Origin of the sequence: Kitasatospora sp. NPDC017646, assembly GCF_044329365.1 — a bacterium.
In the GTDB taxonomy this organism is placed as follows: domain Bacteria; phylum Actinomycetota; class Actinomycetes; order Streptomycetales; family Streptomycetaceae; genus Kitasatospora.
In genome coordinates, this window is the sequence record NZ_JBIRJC010000013.1 from 110,775 (window position 1) to 127,800 (window position 17,026).

General features: G+C 73.5%; 18 protein-coding genes. 5 read left to right on the forward strand and 13 right to left on the reverse strand.

Annotated elements, in window-relative coordinates; genetic code table 11:
- Positions 1-33 precede the first annotated feature (33 nt).
- Together groL and groES are read right to left on the reverse strand one after the other, a co-directional pair.
- Positions 34-1,662 carry a chaperonin GroEL gene (gene groL, locus ACH4J0_RS21580; protein ID WP_396242153.1) on the reverse strand — a complete coding sequence of 543 codons (1,629 nt, stop codon included), beginning with the start codon at positions 1,660-1,662 and terminating at the stop codon, positions 34-36.
- A 133-nt stretch (positions 1,663-1,795) separates the two neighbouring features.
- Positions 1,796-2,101: a co-chaperone GroES gene (groES, locus tag ACH4J0_RS21585; RefSeq protein ID WP_014136232.1), complete on the reverse strand. Its 306-nt coding sequence runs from the start codon at positions 2,099-2,101 to the stop codon at positions 1,796-1,798.
- A gap of 214 nt (positions 2,102-2,315) precedes the next feature.
- Here groES and ACH4J0_RS21590 point away from each other — a divergent pair, with 214 nt between their 5' ends.
- On the forward strand, positions 2,316-2,570 hold the full coding sequence (locus tag ACH4J0_RS21590) for a hypothetical protein (protein WP_396242154.1): 255 nt from the start codon (positions 2,316-2,318) through the stop codon (positions 2,568-2,570).
- Complete coding sequence (locus ACH4J0_RS21595) at positions 2,540-3,730, forward strand: methyltransferase domain-containing protein (protein WP_396242155.1); 1,191 nt, start codon at positions 2,540-2,542, stop codon at positions 3,728-3,730. Before ACH4J0_RS21590 ends, ACH4J0_RS21595 begins: the two co-directional genes overlap by 31 nt.
- Here the strand turns inward: ACH4J0_RS21595 and ACH4J0_RS21600 are convergent.
- The 5 genes from ACH4J0_RS21600 to tsaB all read right to left on the reverse strand — a co-directional run bounded on the left by ACH4J0_RS21600 (position 3,727) and on the right by tsaB (position 7,251).
- Complete coding sequence (locus tag ACH4J0_RS21600; protein ID WP_396242156.1) at positions 3,727-4,644, reverse strand: polysaccharide deacetylase family protein; 918 nt, start codon at positions 4,642-4,644, stop codon at positions 3,727-3,729. The genes ACH4J0_RS21595 and ACH4J0_RS21600 overlap by 4 nt on opposite strands.
- Before the next feature lie 79 nt (positions 4,645-4,723).
- Positions 4,724-4,984 carry a hypothetical protein gene (locus tag ACH4J0_RS21605; RefSeq protein ID WP_396242157.1) on the reverse strand — a complete coding sequence of 87 codons (261 nt, stop codon included), beginning with the start codon at positions 4,982-4,984 and terminating at the stop codon, positions 4,724-4,726.
- On the reverse strand, positions 4,981-6,072 hold the full coding sequence (gene tsaD / locus ACH4J0_RS21610; protein ID WP_396242158.1) for a tRNA (adenosine(37)-N6)-threonylcarbamoyltransferase complex transferase subunit TsaD: 1,092 nt from the start codon (positions 6,070-6,072) through the stop codon (positions 4,981-4,983). The genes ACH4J0_RS21605 and tsaD overlap by 4 nt, the downstream gene beginning before the upstream one ends.
- Positions 6,065-6,553 (reverse strand): ribosomal protein S18-alanine N-acetyltransferase, encoded by a 489-nt coding sequence (rimI, locus tag ACH4J0_RS21615; RefSeq protein ID WP_396242228.1) that lies wholly within the window; start codon positions 6,551-6,553, stop codon positions 6,065-6,067. The genes tsaD and rimI overlap by 8 nt, the downstream gene beginning before the upstream one ends.
- Positions 6,554-6,576: 23 nt before the next feature.
- On the reverse strand, positions 6,577-7,251 hold the full coding sequence (gene tsaB / locus ACH4J0_RS21620; RefSeq protein ID WP_396242159.1) for a tRNA (adenosine(37)-N6)-threonylcarbamoyltransferase complex dimerization subunit type 1 TsaB: 675 nt from the start codon (positions 7,249-7,251) through the stop codon (positions 6,577-6,579).
- Between the two features lie 158 nt (positions 7,252-7,409).
- On the opposite strand from tsaB, the gene ACH4J0_RS21625 reads away from it, so the two are divergent.
- A complete protein-coding gene (locus ACH4J0_RS21625) occupies positions 7,410-7,976 on the forward strand; it encodes a hypothetical protein (protein ID WP_396242229.1) in 567 nt (188 codons plus the stop codon).
- A 42-nt stretch (positions 7,977-8,018) separates the two neighbouring features.
- On the opposite strand, the gene ACH4J0_RS21630 is transcribed toward ACH4J0_RS21625, so the two are convergent.
- The 5 genes from ACH4J0_RS21630 to ACH4J0_RS21650 form a co-directional block, all read right to left on the reverse strand.
- On the reverse strand, positions 8,019-8,213 hold the full coding sequence (locus ACH4J0_RS21630; protein ID WP_396242160.1) for a hypothetical protein: 195 nt from the start codon (positions 8,211-8,213) through the stop codon (positions 8,019-8,021).
- 129 nt (positions 8,214-8,342) lie between these two features.
- Positions 8,343-8,837: a tRNA (adenosine(37)-N6)-threonylcarbamoyltransferase complex ATPase subunit type 1 TsaE gene (gene tsaE / locus ACH4J0_RS21635; protein ID WP_396242161.1), complete on the reverse strand. Its 495-nt coding sequence runs from the start codon at positions 8,835-8,837 to the stop codon at positions 8,343-8,345.
- Positions 8,838-8,938: 101 nt separating this feature from the next.
- A complete protein-coding gene (locus ACH4J0_RS21640; protein ID WP_396242162.1) occupies positions 8,939-10,204 on the reverse strand; it encodes an alpha/beta fold hydrolase in 1,266 nt (421 codons plus the stop codon).
- On the reverse strand, positions 10,201-11,400 hold the full coding sequence (gene alr / locus ACH4J0_RS21645; RefSeq protein WP_396242163.1) for an alanine racemase: 1,200 nt from the start codon (positions 11,398-11,400) through the stop codon (positions 10,201-10,203). The genes ACH4J0_RS21640 and alr overlap by 4 nt, the downstream gene beginning before the upstream one ends.
- A gap of 296 nt (positions 11,401-11,696) precedes the next feature.
- Positions 11,697-13,172, reverse strand: coding sequence for an NAD(P)H-hydrate dehydratase (locus tag ACH4J0_RS21650; protein ID WP_396242164.1), 1,476 nt, complete (start codon positions 13,170-13,172; stop codon positions 11,697-11,699).
- 174 nt (positions 13,173-13,346) lie between these two features.
- On the opposite strand from ACH4J0_RS21650, the gene ACH4J0_RS21655 reads away from it, so the two are divergent.
- Positions 13,347-13,904, forward strand: a complete 558-nt coding sequence (locus ACH4J0_RS21655) for a Uma2 family endonuclease (protein ID WP_396242165.1) — start codon at positions 13,347-13,349, stop codon at positions 13,902-13,904.
- Positions 13,905-13,937: 33 nt separating this feature from the next.
- On the opposite strand, the gene glmS is transcribed toward ACH4J0_RS21655, so the two are convergent.
- A complete protein-coding gene (gene glmS, locus ACH4J0_RS21660; RefSeq protein ID WP_396242166.1) occupies positions 13,938-15,794 on the reverse strand; it encodes a glutamine--fructose-6-phosphate transaminase (isomerizing) in 1,857 nt (618 codons plus the stop codon).
- A 99-nt stretch (positions 15,795-15,893) separates the two neighbouring features.
- Here glmS and coaA point away from each other — a divergent pair, with 99 nt between their 5' ends.
- Complete coding sequence (gene coaA / locus ACH4J0_RS21665) at positions 15,894-16,889, forward strand: type I pantothenate kinase (protein WP_396242167.1); 996 nt, start codon at positions 15,894-15,896, stop codon at positions 16,887-16,889.
- The last annotated feature ends 137 nt before the right edge of the window (positions 16,890-17,026 follow it).

Genomic DNA, 17,026 nt, shown 5'->3' on the forward strand with positions numbered 1-17,026 from the left:
GCGCGGACCGGGCCTCCGGTCAGCCGTTCGGCGTCAGTGCGAGTGGCCGTGGCCGCCGTGCGAGTGACCGGCCTCGGCCTCCTCCTCCTTCTTCTCCACCACGAGGGTCTCGGTGGTGAGGAGCAGGGAGGCGATGGAGGCGGCGTTCTCCAGGGCGGAGCGGGTGACCTTGACCGGGTCGATGACGCCGGCCTTCACCAGGTCGCCGTACTCGCCGCTGGCGGCGTTGTAGCCCTGGCCGATCTCCAGCTCGGAGACCTTGGAGGTGATGACGTAGCCCTCCAGGCCGGCGTTCTGGGCGATCCAGCGCAGCGGCTCGTGCAGCGCCTTGCGGACCACGGCGACACCGGTGGCCTCGTCGCCCGACAGGCCCAGGCCGTCGTTCAGCACCTTGGCGGCGTGGACCAGGGAGGCGCCACCACCGGCGACGATGCCCTCCTCGACCGCGGCGCGGGTCGCCGAGATGGCGTCCTCCAGGCGGTGCTTGCGCTCCTTCAGCTCCACCTCGGTGGCGGCGCCGACCTTGATGACGCAGACGCCGCCGGCCAGCTTGGCCAGGCGCTCCTGCAGCTTCTCGCGGTCCCAGTCGGAGTCGGTCGCGGCGATCTCGCCCTTGATCTGGGCGACGCGGCCGGCCACGGCCTCGGAGTCACCGGCACCGTCGACGATGGTGGTGGCGTCCTTGGTGATGGTCACGCGGCGGGCGGTGCCCAGCACGTCCAGGCCGGCCTGGTCGAGCTTGAGGCCGACCTCCTCGGAGATGACCGTGCCGCCGGTCAGGACGGCCAGGTCGCCGAGGATCGCCTTGCGGCGGTCGCCGAAGCCCGGGGCCTTGACGGCGACGGCGTTGAAGGTGCCGCGGATCTTGTTCACGACCAGGGTCGACAGCGCCTCGCCGTCGACGTCCTCGGCGATGATCAGCAGCGGCTTGGAGGCACCGCTCTGCAGGATCTTCTCCAGCAGCGGCAGCAGCTCCTGGATGGAGGAGATCTTGCCCTGGTTGATCAGGATGTACGGGTCCTCGAGGACCGCTTCCTGACGCTCCGCGTCGGTGACGAAGTACGGCGACAGGTAGCCCTTGTCGAACTGCATGCCCTCGGTGAAGTCCAGCTCCACGCCGAAGGTGTTCGACTCCTCGACGGTGATGACACCGTCCTTGCCGACCTTGTCGATCGCCTCGGCGATCAGCTCGCCGACCTGGGTGTCCTGCGCGGAGAGGGACGCGACGGCGGCGACGTCGTCCTTGCCCTCGATCTCGCGGGCGACGGACAGCAGGTGCTCGGAGACGGCGGCGACGGCCTTGTCGATGCCCTTCTTCAGAGCGGCCGGGCCGGCACCGGCGGCGACGTTGCGCAGACCCTCGTTGACCAGGGCCTGGGCCAGCACGGTGGCGGTGGTGGTGCCGTCACCGGCGACGTCGTTGGTCTTGGTGGCGACCTCCTTGACGAGCTGCGCGCCAAGGTTCTCGTACGGGTCGTCCAGCTCGACCTCACGGGCGATGGTGACACCGTCGTTGGTGATGGTCGGGGCGCCGAACTTCTTGTCGATGACGACGTTGCGGCCCTTGGGGCCGATGGTCACCTTGACGGTGTCGGCCAGCTTGTTGACACCGCGCTCCAGCGAGCGGCGGGCGTCCTCGTCGAACTGCAGGATCTTCGCCATGTTCCCTATTCCCTCGGGGCTGCGGCCGGCCCACCGGCCGCCGAACTACGTGAACCAACAACCACGCCCCGGGCCCCTGTCACTTGGGACACGGATCCGGGGCGGGTCGGAACGACTTACTTCTCGGTGCTGCTTACTTCTCGATGATGGCGAGAACGTCGCGAGCCGAGAGGACGAGGTACTCCTCGCCCTGGTACTTCACCTCGGTGCCGCCGTACTTCGAGTACAGGACGATGTCACCGACGGCGACGTCGAGCGGCAGACGCTGGCCGTCCTCGAAGCGGCCCGGGCCGACGGCCAGGACGACGCCCTCCTGGGGCTTCTCCTTGGCGGTGTCCGGGATAACCAGGCCGGAGGCCGTGGTGGTCTCGGCGTCGAGCGGCTGGACCACGATGCGGTCCTCGAGCGGCTTGATGGCAACCTTGCTGCTGGTGGTCACGTCCGAGCTCCCCTTCGGAGATTACGGGGTTTTCTAACGGGTAGGGGCGAACCTGCGGGCCTGCCGTCGCGGGGGTCAGACACACGTCTTCGCGTTAGCACTCCCCCAGTGGGGAGTGCCAAGGACGACCATAGGCTGCCGTTAGCACTCAGTCAACCAGAGTGCCAACGGCGCGCCCGGCGGACTCGGATCGCGGACGAGTAGCCGTACTCATGTGCGGTGCGGCGGCGTCTACCTGTGGGGCCGTCACCACCGCTCGACGGCCGCCGCCGGCACGGCCCCGGCCGTCGACTTCGCGGTCCCGGCCGGGCTGGGCCCGTGGACGGCCCGGGGCGGTCGGCGGCTCGGTCACCCGATCGCACCGGTCGTCATCCTGGTGACGCCGTCCGTCCTCGCGCTGTGGCTCCCGCTGATCGGCCGACCGGTCAGAATGACCGTGTGGACACCGAGAACCTCCAGCCCCTGCTGACCCCCCAGGGCCAGGCCCTGCTCGCCGAACTGCGCGAGTTCGCCCCCGAGGAGGAACTGGCGCTGGCCACCCGGCTGCGACGGGAGCACCCGGCGGAGCTGGTGTCGGCGGCGTTCGGGCAGGCGCGGCTGCGGCAGCGGGCACGGGCGAAGTTCGGGGCGGACGCCGACCTGATGTACTTCACGCCCAACGGGGTGGAGCAGTCCACCCGACGCAGCGTGGCCGAGTGGCGGGCGCGCCGCTTCGCCGAGTTGGGCGTACGGCGGCTGGCCGACCTGTGCTGCGGCATCGGCGGGGACGTGCTGGCGCTGGCCCGGGCCGGGATCCGGGTGCTGGCCGTGGACAAGGACCCGGCGGCCTGTGCCGCCACCGCGGCCAACGCCGCCGCGCTGGGCCTGACCGAGCTGGTCGAGGTGGTCTGCGCGGACGTCGCCGAGGTGGACGTGACCGGCTACGACGCGGTGTTCACCGACCCGGCCCGGCGCACCTCGCGCGGCCGGGTGTTCGACCCGGAGGCGTACGCGCCGCCGCTCTCCTGGGCGATCGAGACCGGGCGGCGGACCCCGATCGGCGCCCTGAAGGTCGCCCCGGGCATCCCGCACGAGGCCGTGCCGGCGGACGCCGAGGCCGAGTGGGTGTCCGACCACGGGGACGTCAAGGAGGCGGTGCTCTGGTTCGGCACCGGGGCGGCCCGCCCGCACCGCGCCACCCTGCTGCCGCAGGCCGCCAGCCTGACCGGCGGCGACCTGCCCGACCCGCCGGCCGGCCCGGTCGGGCGGTACCTGTACGAGCCGGACGGCGCGGTGATCCGGGCGCACCTGGTGGCCGAGGTGGCCGAGCAGGTCGACGGCCGGCTGATCGACCCGAAGATCGCCTACCTGACCTCGGACCGGCTGGTCGCCACCCCGTACGCGCACGCCTTCGAGCTCACCGACGTGCTGCCCTTCCACATCAAGAAGCTGAAGGCGCTGCTGCGCGAGCGCGGGGTCGGCACGGTGGTGATCAAGAAGCGCGGGATGGCGATCACCCCGGAGGAGCTGCGCCGTCAGCTCAAGCCCTCCGGGCCCAACACCGTCACGGTGATCCTCAGCCGCACCGACAACGGGCCGCTGATGATGCTGGGCCGGCCCGTGCAGGCCCCGGGGGCTGTCCGGTCCTAGGAGGCCGGCGGCTGGATGTAGTCGTCCAGCCGGGCCACCGAGAAGCCCTGCTCCTGGATCCGGGCCAGCAGGTCCGCGAACATCTGGGTCATCGTGGCGCCCTTGAGCTCCTTGGGGCCGCGGAAGTGAGCCAGGATGATGTCGCCGGGCTTCAGCTTCTTGTCACCCGCCTGGTACTGCATGTCGTGGATCTGCATCGACTCGCGCCAGAGCACGATCGCGCGCGGGCCGCACTGCTGCACCGAGTTGTTGAGCGTCGGGGTGTTGGCGCCGTCGCCGAACGGCGGGCGGAACAGCAGCGGGGCCGTGCCGTACTGCTGGGTGAGCGCGGCCTGGTCCTCGCAGATCTCGGACTTCTGCTTGTCCGGCGAGAGCTTGCTCATCACCGGATGGGTGACCGTGTGGTTCTGGATGTGGTTGCCCAGGGCCTGGAGCGGCTTGAAGTAGCCGTAGTCGTTCTTGACGATGTCCTTCGTCAGGAACATCGTGATCGGCACCTTGAGGTCGGTCAGCATCTCGACGAACTTCGGGTCCTTCTCGGCCCCGTCGTCGATGGTGATGAAGACGACCTTGTCGGAGGTCTTCACATCGCTGAACACCGGTACGGTGCCGGTGCGTTCGAGCTTGATGGGCTTGTCGGCGGGCGGCGCGGGGGCCGGGGCCAACGGCTTGAGGTTCCACTTCGCCCAGGCCGCGGCGTCGCCCTCGGCCGGGGCCGCGCCGGGCGTGGTGGCCGCGGCGGCCGGCGCGGCGCCACCGCCGGACGGCTGGGGAGCCGCCGACGCGGCCCTGGTCCCGGCCGGTGCGGCGGCGCCGTCCCCGTTGTCGCCGCACGCGGTGGCGAAGGCCAGCAGGGCCAGCGCCCCCGCCGCGTACGTCCTGGCCCTGGTCCTGCTCCGCCCGTCCCTGTTCACCGCACCGCGCTCCCGGTCCCGTCCAGCTTTCTCTCAGCTATGCACGGTAGCGGTCGGCGCGGCGGTTCCCGACCACGGTCTACTCGACGTGTTCGCTGGTGAAGGACCAGCGGTGCACCGGGCGGCCCAGCAGCTCGGCCGGGGGGTCCGCGACCGGCGCGGGCTCACCGTCCCACCAGGTGATCAGCAGCACCCGCTCACCGGGCGCGGAGAACAGCTCGGTCCGGGCCAGCCCGGCCGCGCCGCGCAGCGTGGGCAGCGCGGACTCCCGCACCCAGGCGGCGAGTTCGGCCGCTCGGCCGTCCGCCGCCCGGGCCTCCCACATCGCGGCAACGGTCACGCGGCGCCGCCGCCGAGGGCGTCGTAGGCCTGGCCGTGGAAATGGGTGTGCGGCACGTGGACGTCGGTGACGGGCAGCGAGGAGTCCGCCGACAGGTCGAAGGCGGAGGGGGTGCGGTCGCGCCACACCATCTCGGAGCCCAGTGCCGCCACCATCGCGCCGTTGTCGGTGCACAGGCCCGGCCGGGGCACCCGCAGCCGGATGCCGGCCCGGTCGCAGCGCTGCTGGGCCATCTCGCGCAGCCGGGAGTTGGCCGCGACGCCGCCGCCGATCATCAGGTGGTCGACGCCGTTGTCCCGGCACGCCTTGACGGCCTTGCGGGTGAGCACGTCGGTGACCGCCTCCTGGAAGGAGGCCGCGACGTCGGCGATCGGCACCTCCTCGCCGGCCCGGCGCTTGGCCTCCACCCAGCGGGCGACGGCGGTCTTCAGGCCGGAGAAGGAGAAGTCGTACTCGGGGTCGTTCTTCCCGCTCAGGCCGCGCGGGAAGGCGATCGCCTTCGGGTCGCCCTCGCGGGCCGTCCGGTCGACGATCGGGCCGCCGGGGAAGCCCAGGCCGAGCACCCGGGCGACCTTGTCGAAGGCCTCGCCGGCCGCGTCGTCGATGGTCGCGCCGAGCGGGCGGACGTCCGTGGTGATGTCCTCGCTGAGCAGCAGCGAGGAGTGCCCGCCGGAGACCAGCAGGGCCATCGTCGGCGAGGGCAGCCGGCCGTGCTCCAGCTGGTCGACGCAGATGTGCGAGGCGAGGTGGTTGACCCCGTACAGCGGCTTGTCGAGCGCCCAGGCGTACGCCTTCGCCGCGCTGACGCCGACCAGCAGCGCACCGGCCAGGCCGGGGCCGGCGGTGACGGCGATGCCGTCCAGGTCGCTGGCCTTGACCCCGGCGGTGTCCAGGGCGCGCTGGATGGTCGGGACCATCGCCTCCAGGTGGGCGCGGCTGGCGATCTCCGGGACGACACCGCCGAAGCGGGCGTGGTCGTTGACGCTGGAGGCGACCGCGTCGGCCAGCAGCGTGGTGCCGCGCACGATGCCGACGCCGGTCTCGTCGCAGGAGGTCTCGATGCCGAGGACGAGCGGTTCGTCAGCCATGGGGGGTGTCCTCAATGTCCTTCGGGTCGGTGCTGTCGGTGCTGGGGTGGTCGAGGCGCATCACCAGCGCGTCGATGTTGGCCGGCTGGTAGTAACCGCGCCGGATGCCCACCGGCTGGAAGCCGTGGCGCTCGTACAGCCGCTGGGCGCGCTGGTTGTCCACCCGTACCTCCAGCAGCAGGTCGGCGCAGCCGCGCCGGGCGGCCTCGTGGATCAGGTCGGTGAGCAGCGCCGTGCCGAGGCCTGCGCCCTGGTGGCGCTCGTCGACGGCGATGGTCTGGACGTCACCCTCGCCGGCGACGGTCATCAGACCGGCGTAGCCGACGATCGTGCCGTCCGCGGCGGTGGCGACCGAGTAGTGGCGGGTGCCGCCGGGGTGGGCCTCGGCGAGCTCGGACCAGAACATCCCGTGGGACCAGGCGTCCTCGGGGAACAGCCTGAGCTCCAGGTCCATCACCGGCTCGATGTCCCACCAGCGCATCGGGCGCAGGGTGGTGCCGTGGTTCACGCCGGGAGCACCGCCTTGCCCCCCAGAACCGTCTTGTAGGCAGCCGGGACCTGGGCGTCAGGGCGGCGCAGGTACAGCGGCACGTTCGGCAGCAGCTCGCGCCCGGCGGCCAGTTCTGCGGCGGCGAAGCCGGCCACGGCGCCTGCCGAGACGTGCTCGGGGCCGTGCGCGCCCGGGAAGGCGTCGGGGTAGAGCAACGCGCCGGCGCCGACCGAACGGGCGGCGGGCGTCAGCTCGGCCGGGCGGTCCACGCCGGGGCCCTCGGTGCGGCTGCCGTCGGCGTCGTACGAGGCCCAGTAGACCTCCTTGCGGCGCGCGTCGGTGGCGACGGTGAACGGCTCCCCGGCCAGACCCTCGGCGCGGGCCTGGAAGGCGATCGCGTCCAGGGTGCAGACGCCGTGCACCGGCAGGCCGAGCGCGTGGCCGAGGGCGGCGGCGGTCACCAGGCCGACCCGCAGGCCGGTGTACGGGCCGGGGCCGACCCCGACCGCGATCCCGGTGAGCCGGTGCTTGTCCACCCCCGCGGCCCGCAGGACCTGGTCGATCGCGGGCAGCAGCAGTTCGCCGTGGCGCCTGGCGTCGACCTGGTGGGTCTCGGCGAGGACCGCCGTGCCGTCGTGGACGGCGGCGGTGACGGCGGGGGTAGCGGTGTCGAACGCGAGCAGCAGCACGGGGTCAAGGTTAGACCGACGTCGGGCCGACCGGTTGATCGAGCTGGTGTCCCCATCCGGAACACACGTCCAAGGGCGCTGCCGAGCGGCTGGGGGGACCTGGCACGATTAGGGCGGTACGAACAGCGGACGGCGGCGGGAGCGGGCACGTGGCGAAGATGGGTCCTGGAGTGGTGGTCACGGGGCTGACCCTGGGGGCCCTGGCGGTGGTGAGCCTGCTGGCCTTCCAGGCCAACGGCGCCCAGGACCGCGCGGGCGGGGCCCGTCCCACCGTCGCCTCGACGTCCACCGGCCCGGTCGCCTCCGCCACGCCGAGCGCCTCCGCCACCCCGACCGTCCCGCCGCTGCCGGTCTCCTCGGGCAGCGGGACCCGGGTGGTCTACTCGGTCGGCAGCCACTTCGTCTGGCTGGTCGATCCGAAGAAGAACCCGCAGGTCGCGGCCGCTTTCCCGGTCACCCCGGGCTCGGTCGAGCCCGTCCCGGGCAGCTACTCGGTGTACAGCCGCACCGCGGCCGGCACGGGTACGGACGGCCGGAAGATCGAGCACGTGGTGCGCTTCGCGCAGCAGAGCGGCGTGGTGTTCGGCTTCGGCGCGGCACTGGACGACGCGACCCCGACCGCCGATCCGAAGACCAAGACCGGCGGAATCCGCAGCAGCCGCGCCGACGGTCAGCTGCTCTGGGACTTCGCCTCGAACGGCACCAAGGTGGTCGTGGTCGCCTGATCCGCGCGCCCGCACGGCGGGCGGCACGCGGGGGGACGGTGACTACGCGGCCCGGGGCGTCCCAGCCTCGGGTTCCTCGGCCTGCCGGGGCCGCGGTTCGGGCGGGGTGGACACCGCCTCGGCGGCCGCGCAGGCGGCCAGCAGTGCCCGCATCGGCTCCCCCGGAGCGCGGTGGGCGGACTCTCCGTCCCCGGCGGTGCGCGCGGCGCGCTCCGGGGCGGGGGTGGTGCTCGACATGGCGCCTCCCTAGTTAGGCAGACCTAACCGCAGCACCCATCCCACCACGCCCGGCCCCCCGCCCGCAACATCTTGCCGACGGCCTGTCGGCAAGACGGTGGAACCCGATCGACCTGCGCCGGACACGCGTCAGGCCAGCTCCGTCAGCTCCACGCCCGCCCAGCGCTCCCCGAGGCCGGTCAGCACCACCCGGCGCGGATCGTGGTCCTCCCCGGCGGTGTCGCCGATCGCCCGCTCGATCCGCACCTCCAGCCGGTCCTCGGACAGCCGCTCGACCTTGCCCTCGCCCCACTCGACCACGACCACCGACTCCGGCAGCGAGACGTCCAGGTCGAGGTCCTCCATCTCGTCCAGGTCCCCGCCCAGCCGGTACGCGTCCACGTGCACCAGGGCCGGGCCGCCGACCAGCGAGGGGTGCACCCGGGCGATCACGAAGGTCGGCGAGGTCACCGCCCCGCGGACCCGCAGCCCCTCCCCCAGACCCCGGGTCAGCGTGGTCTTCCCCGCCCCCAGCTCGCCGGAGAGCAGCACCAGGTCACCCGGCCGCAGCAGCGCGGCCAGCTCCCGGCCGAGCCGGCCCATCCGCTCCGGAGTGGGGACGGTGAGAGTGGCGTGCGAGCCCATGCGCGTGTCTTGCCCTTCGGTCGTCCGTATCGGCGCGCCGACCACCGGCCGCCACCGCTACGGTGCCACACCGGCGCACCGCGCCGCGGCGGGCGGGGGGCTCAGACGGAGTCGACGGCCGGATCCGTGGCCGCCGCGCCCCCGGACGGGTCCTCGCGCCGTTCCTCGGCCAGTGCGAGGACGGCGGGCGGCAGCGGCGCGGCGCCGGCGAAGTCGGCGGCCCGGCGCAGCAGCAGCGCCAGCTCACGGCCGACCGGTTCCGGGCACTCCAGCAGCACCAGGTGCCCGGCGCCCTCGACCAGCACCAGTTCGGCGCCCGGCAGCCGCTCGGCCATCGCCTCGCTGTGCGCCGACGGCGTCAGCAGGTCCTTCGTCCCGGCCAGCACCAGGGCCGGCAGACCGCGCAGGGCGCCCAGCGCCTCGTACTTCTCGTGCGCGCCGAACACCGGGTAGAACTCGGCGACCACGTCGATCTGGGTGGCGTCCAACAGCTGTTCGGCGAAGCGCACCACGCCGGGATCGACGTCCCGTCCCCCGAAGGAGAACCGCCGGTAGAACACGGCGGCCACCTCGGAGCCGATCCGCCGGCTCGCCTCCACCAGCTCGACCTGACGGCCCAGCAGCTTCACCACGCCGGGCGCGACCTTCTTGAACAACCTGGCCCCGGCCTTCGGCAGGCCGAGGTTCACCTCGTTCCAGTCCCCCGCCAGGGTGCCGACCAGCGCGACCCCGGCGACCCTCTCCCGGAAGAGCTCAGGGTGCTGGTCGGCCAGCGCCATCACCGCCATGCCGCCCATCGAGTGGCCCACCAGCACCAGCGGCCCGGTCGGCGCGACGGCGTCGATCACCGCCTTGAGGTCGCCGCCCAGCTGGTCGATCCCGGCGGGCTCGCCCGCCAGGTACGAACGGGAGCGCTCCGAGCGGCCGTGGCTGCGCTGGTCCCAGAAGACCAGCCGCACGCCCTCGCGCAGCGCCGCCCGCTGGAAGTGCCAGCTGTCCTGGTTGAGGCAGTAGCCGTGGCTGAACACGACGGTCAGCGGCTCCTGGGTGCCGGGGTCGGCATCCGGCTCGTCCCAGCCCGTGCCGTCCAGCTCGACGTACAGCTCGGTGCCGTCCGGCGCGGCCACCGTCAGCGGGCGCCCGCGCAGCGAGCCGTACGGGGCGGTCGCCTCCAGCTCGGCCCGGGCCCTGCGGCGCGTCGCCCGGCCGACCGTCAGCCGCTCTATCGCCACGCCCGCGGCCGCCCCGGCCGCCAGCACACCGACCGAGATCCCGATCACACCGGCCCGGCTCACCCCGGTGGTGGCCGCACCGGCCGCCTTGGCCACCGCCGCCACCGGGTTGGTCCCGTCCGGTGTCCCGGTCATGCCGTGCGGCCCCCGTCGTGGCTGCCGCCCAGGTAGCGGCGGGGCACCCGGGCACCGATCCGGGTGATGATCTCGTACGAGATGGACCCGCTGGCGCGGGCCCAGTCCTCGGCGGTCGGCTCACCGTGCTCGCCGTTGCCGAACAGCAGCACCTCGTCACCGGTCTCGGGGGTGTCGCCGCCCAGGTCCACCACGAACTGGTCCATCGCCACCCGGCCGGCCACCGTGCGCCACTTGCCGCCGATCTGCACCGGTCCGGTGCCGCTGGCGTGCCGCGGGACGCCGTCGCCGTAGCCGACCGGGACCAGGCCGAGTGTGGTCGGGCCGGGCGTCACGTAGTGGTGGCCGTAGCTGACCCCGTGCCCGCCGGGCACGTGCTTGACCAGCGCCAGCCGGGCCGTCAGCGCCATCACCGGGCGCAGCCCGAAGTCGGCCGGCGAGCCCACCTCCGGCACCGGCGACAGCCCGTACGCGGCCAGCCCGGTGCGGACCAGGTCGAAGTGCGACTCGGGCAGCAGCAGGGTGGCCGGGGAGTTCGCGAGATGCCGGACCTCGGGGCGCAGCCCGGCGGCCTCGGCGTGCGCCAGCGCGGCGCGGTAGGAGTCCAGCTGGGCCTGGATCGACGGGTGGCCGGGCTCGTCGGCGGCGGCGAAGTGCGACCAGATGCCGACGGCCTTCAGCAGGCCCTCGGCCTCGGCCCGGCGCACCTCGGCCACCAACCGCGGCCAGTCGTGCGGCTGGCAGCCGTTGCGGCCGAGGCCGGTGTCGGCCTTCAGGTGCACGCGCGCCGGGATGCCGGTCTCCCGAACGGCCGTCAGCAGCTCGTCCAGCGCCCACTGGCCGCTGACCGAGATGTCCAGGTCCGCGCGCAGCGCCTCGCGCCACGGCCCGCCGGGCGTCCACAGCCAGCACAGGACGCGGGCCTGCTCGGGGCGGATGCCCGCGGCCCGCAGCGCCAGCGCCTCGTCGGGCGTGGCGCAGCCGAGCCAGCCGACCCCGTTCGCGACCGCCTCACGGGCGCACTCGACCGCGCCGTGGCCATAGGCGTCCGCCTTGACCGCGAGCATCACCGCCGCGCTCCCGACGCGCTCCTGCAAGGCGGCGAGGTTGCCGCGCAGGGCGGCGAGATCGATGGTCGCCTCGGCCCGTACGCCGTCGGTGAGAGTGGCTGTGCCGGTCGTGTTCGCAGTTGTCATCAGGGTCAGTCTCCCAGACGTCCCGGAGTCCCCGCCGAACGGCCCGTCGGCGCGGCGATCGGCGCCGCGTCCTCCCGCACCCCGCCGACCTGCGGCGAACGGCCCCTCCACCCCGGTGAGGACGCCCCGAACGGACGTTCCGGTTCCGTGTCGGGGTCGGTCGCCCGGGCCGGGACCGCCGCGCGGCCGCGGGCGCGGGCCCGTGGTCCGCCCGGCCGCTCACACCCCCTGCCGCCACCCACCCGGCGAACGGCGGCCCGCCGGAGCGCGCGGCGGGCGGGGCGGCCGGTCCTCGCCTACGCCTCCCGCACCCTCCGCCAGGCCGTGGGCAGGGCCTCCGCCACCGCGAGGGCCGTCACCGGCGCGCCCGGGTCGCCGGCCGCCTCCCGGGCGGCCAGGCCGTGGAGGTAGGCCGCGAGCGAGGCGGCGTCCAGCGGGGGCAGGCCCGTGGCCAGCAGCGAGCCGGCCAGGCCGGCCAGCACGTCGCCGCTGCCCGCGGTGGCGAGCCAGGAGGTGCCGGTGGGGTTCACCCGGACGGCCCCGCCCGGGTCGGCGACCACGGTGGTGGAGCCCTTGAGCAACACGGTGGCCCGATAGGCGGCCGCCAGACGGCGGGCGGTGGCCAGCCTGGCGGCGGCCAGGTCCTCGGCGGCGGGCGGCGCACCGCCCTCGGCGCCGGCCAGCAGCCGGGCGGCCTCGCCGGTGTGGGGGGTGAGCAGGGTGGGCGCGGTCCGGCCGGCCAGCGCGTCCGGCCCGAGCCGGCCCAGTTCGGTCAGCCCGTCGGCGTCCACCAGCACCGGGACGTCGCTCGCCAGCGCCTCGGTCAGCGCCTGCCGCGCCCCCTCGCCGCCGCCCGGCCCCACCACCCAGGCCTGCACCCGCCCGGCACCGGCCGGTCCGCCCTCGGTGACCAGCGTCTCCGGGAAGCGCCGCACCACCTCCTCGGCCGCCGTGCCGACGTACCGGACGGCGCCCGCACCGCTCCGCAGCGCCCCGGCGACCGCCAGCAGCGCCGCCCCCGGGTAACGCGCCGAACCGGCCGCCACCCCGACCACGCCGCGCCGGTACTTGTCGCTCTCCGCGCCCGGCAGCGGCAGCAGCGCCGCCGCGTCCGCGTGCTGCAGGGCCGTCACCTGCGGCTGCGGCAGCTCCAGTCCGATGTCCACCAGCTGCACGGCACCCGTGCACGACGCTCCCGGGTCGATCAGCAGCCCGGGCTTGTACGTGCCGAAGCAGACCGTGACGTCCGCACGCAGCACCTCGCCGGGCACCTCACCGGTGTCGGCCTCCACCCCGCTGGGCAGGTCCACCGCCACCACGATCCCGCTCCGCCCGGCCCGGGCGTACGGCGCGGCCTCGGGGCGCAGCCCGCCGCGGCCGCCGATGCCGACGATGCCGTCCAGCACCAGGTCCGCACGCGAGAAGTCGGCCAGGCCGACTTCCTGCTCCGCCGTCACCCGTCCGCCCGCCGCCCGCAGCGCGGCCAGCCCGCCCCGGTGCGCCTTCTCCGGCGCGAGCAGCACCGCCGTCACCCGCGCCCCGCGCCGGGCCAGCGCCGCCCCGGCGTACAGGGCGTCACCCCCGTTGTCCCCGCTGCCCGCCAGCACCGTCACCCGGCTGCCGTACACCCGTCCCCGACGCCGGGTCAGCAGTCGCGCGCAGGTCACCGCCAGCCCGGCGGCCGCCCGCCGCATCAGGGTGCCCTCCGGCAGCCGCGCCATCAACGCGGCCTCGGCGGCCCGGACGGTTTCCACAGGGTGTGCATGACGCATGGGGAGAACTCCTTCAGCGGTCGGCTACCGCCGCCGACGCTAGCCCGCGCCACCGCCCCACGGGAGCCCGGCCTGCGGCACACTTTCGAGTGACACCCACTTCGATGCCCCGCCGGTGTCGGTCCGTACGCCTACCTTGTGGCTCGGCACGGACCCACAGGAGGGAGAAGGGCCATGGTCGCCATGCCAGCTGTCGAGCAGCCGCTGGGCCAGGACGGTCTCCTCCAGGCATTTCTGGAGCTGGACACGCCGCCCGGATTCAAGGCCGAGCTCATCGAAGGGGAGATCGTTGTGACGCCACCACCGGACGGGCCGCACGAGGGCGCGTTCTCGAAGGTCGCCAAGCAGTTCTTCCGGAACGCCTCGATCGAACTGGACATCGCGGGCAACAAGGGCCTCGTCACCCCCGGAGGCCGTTTCGTCCCCGACGGCACGGTGGTCCCGGAAGATCACTTCGATCACCTGGACTCCTGGGCTCCGGCTGAAGGAGTCCTGCTCGTGTTCGAGATCACGTCGACCAATCCGCGCAAGGACCGCGAGCCCAAGCGCAAGGGCTACGCCGCTGCGGGCATCCCCTGCTACCTGCTGATCGACCGCACTGAAGGCAAGGTCACGCTGTTCACCGAACCGGAGGACGGTGACTACAGGGCCCTTGCCCAGACGGACTTCGGCAAACCGATCGACCTGCCCGCCCCGTTCTCCTTCACGCTCGACACGGCGCCCCTGCGGTAGGACGCAGCCACCGCAGGGACGCCGTAGGAGTCACTACTCGACGGTGACCGACTTCGCCAGGTTGCGCGGCTGGTCGACCTCGTGGCCCTTGGCCGTGGCCAGCTCGCAGGCGAAGACCTGGAGCGGGACGGTGGAGACCAGCGGCTGGAGCAGGGTCGGGGTGACCGGGATGCGGATCAGGTGGTCCGCGTACGGCACGACCGCCTCGTCGCCCTCCTCGGCGATCACGATGGTGCGGGCGCCGCGGGCCCGGATCTCCTGGATGTTGGAGACGATCTTGTCGTGCAGGATGGACCGTCCGCGCGGCGAGGGCACGACCACCACGACCGGCAGCCCCTCCTCGATCAGCGCGATCGGGCCGTGCTTGAGCTCGCCCGCCGCGAAGCCCTCGGCGTGCATGTACGCCAGCTCCTTGAGCTTGAGCGCGCCCTCCAGGGCCACCGGGAAGCCGACGTGGCGGCCGAGGAACAGCACCGAGCGGGCGTCGGCCAGCGAGCGGGCCAGCTCGCGCACCGGCTCCATGGTCTCCAGCACCTGCTCCACCTGCTTCGGCGCGTCGCCGAGCTCGCGGATGATGGTGAAGATCTCGTCGCCCCACTTGGTGCCGCGCACCTGGCCCAGGTAGAGGGCGACCAGGTAGCAGGCGACCAGCTGGGTCAGGAACGCCTTGGTGGACGCGACCGCGACCTCCGGCCCGGCGTGGGTGTACAGCACCGCGTCCGACTCGCGCGGGATGGTCGAGCCGTTGGTGTTGCAGATCGCCAGGACCTTGGCACCCTGCTCACGGGCGTGCCGCAGGGCCATCAGGGTGTCCATGGTCTCGCCGGACTGCGAGATGGCGATGACCAGCGTGCCCGGGCCCATGATCGGGTCGCGGTAGCGGAACTCCGAGGCGACCTCGACCTCGCAGGGGATGCGGGTCCAGTGCTCAATCGCGTACTTGGCGATCATGCCGGCGTGGAACGCGGTGCCGCAGGCGACGATGACGACCTTGTCGACCGAGCGCAGGTCCGCGTCGGAGATGCGCAGCTCGTCGAGGGTGAGCCGGCCGTCGGTGCCGATCCGGCCGAGGAGGGTGTCCGCGACGGCCTTCGGCTGCTCGGCGATCTCCTTGAGCATGAAGTAGTCGTAGCCGCCCTTCTCGGCGGCGGAGGCGTCCCAGTCGACGTGGTACTCGCGCACCTCGGCCGGGGTGCCGTCGAAGTTGGTGACGGTCACGCCCTCCCGGCGCAGCTCGACGACCTGGTCCTGGCCCAGCTCGATCGCCTCGCGGGTGTGCGCGATGAAGGCGGCGACGTCGGAGGCGAGGAAGTTCTCGCCCTCGCCTCGGCCGACCACCAGCGGCGAGTTGCGGCGGGCGCCGACGACCACGCCGGGCGCGTCCGCGTGGACGGCGACGAGGGTGAAGGCGCCGTCCAGGCGGCGGCAGACCGTCCGCATCGCCTCGGCGAGGTCGCCCCGGTAGGCCTCGCCCAGCAGGTGGGCGACGACCTCGGTGTCGGTCTCGGACCGGAGGGTGTGGCCGCGCTCCGCGATCTCGGCGCGCAGCTGGGCGAAGTTCTCGATGATGCCGTTGTGGACCACGGCCACCCGGAGGTCGTCGTCCAGATGGGGGTGGGCGTTGGCGTCCGTCGGGCCGCCGTGGGTGGCCCAGCGGGTGTGGCCGATGCCGGTGGTGCCGCCGGGCAGGGGCGACTCGGCGAGCGACTTCTCCAGGTTGCCGAGCTTTCCGGCCCGCTTGTCCGTGACGAGACTCCACTGCCCCTGGGAGTCCTGCGCCTGCACCGCGACACCGGCCGAGTCATAGCCCCGGTACTCCAGTCGCTGCAGGCCCGCGATTACTACGTCGAGGGCGGACTGCGCGCCCACGTATCCAACAATTCCGCACATGCGTGCCAGCATAAGGGCGGTTCTGTGGCCGTTTTCCCGTCTCGCGCGAACGCTGCGTGACCGACACCACAACCACGGTGAACACCGCTACGGCTCACAATGGAGCATGTGCTGACCGAACTCTGTACGCGGGGCGCTGCCACGCCCGGCCCGTCCCCGTCCCCCTACGTGGACCTCAGCCGGGCCGAGTGGAGCGCGCTGCGCGAGCGTACGCCGCTGCCGCTGACCGCCGAGGAGGTGGAGCAGCTGCGCGGCCTCGGCACGGCCCTCGACCTCGACGAGGTCCGGGACGTCTACCTGCCCCTGTCCCGGCTGCTGAACCTGTACATCCACGCCACGCACGAACTGCGCGGCACGCTGGGCACCTTCCTGGACACTCCGGACACCGAGCGCACCCGCACCCCGTTCATCATCGGCGTGGCGGGCTCCGTCGCCGTCGGCAAGTCCACCACCGCCCGCCTGCTCCAGGCCCTGCTGGCCCGCTGGCCCGAGCACCCCCGGGTCGAGCTGGTCACCACCGACGGCTTCCTGCTGCCCAACGCCGAGCTGCGCCGCCGCGGCCTGATGGCCCGCAAGGGCTTCCCGGAGTCGTACGACCGCCGGGCGCTGATGCGCTTCGTCGCGGACGTGAAGGCGGGCAAGGAGCGGGTCACCGCGCCGGTGTACTCGCACCTGGTGTACGACATCGTGCCCGACGAACGGCTGACCGTGGAGCGCCCCGACATCCTGATCGTCGAGGGGCTGAACGTGCTCCAGCCGGCCCTGCCGGGCACCGACGGGCGCACCCGGCTCGCGGTGGCCGACTACTTCGACTTCTCGATCTACGTGGACGCCCGCACCGACGACATCGAGCACTGGTACCTGGACCGCTTCCGCAAGCTGCGGCAGACCGCCTTCCAGGACCCGAACTCCTACTTCCGCCGCTTCACCGAGGTGCCGGAGGAGGAGGCGATGGAGTACGGCCGACAGGTCTGGCGCACCATCAACAAGCCCAACCTGCTGGAGAACGTGCTGCCCACCCGTGGCCGGGCCACCCTGATCCTGCAGAAGGGTTCGGACCACAAGGTCCGCCGGGCACTGCTGCGCAAGCTCTGAGGCGCCGCCAGGGCGCGGGGGGGGGGGGCCCCCCCCCCCGGGGGGCGCGGGGGCCCCCGGGGGCGGCCCCCGGGGGGGGGGGCCCCCCCCCCCCCCCCCGCGGGGGCGCGGCCCGGGCCCCCCCGCGGGGGGGGGCG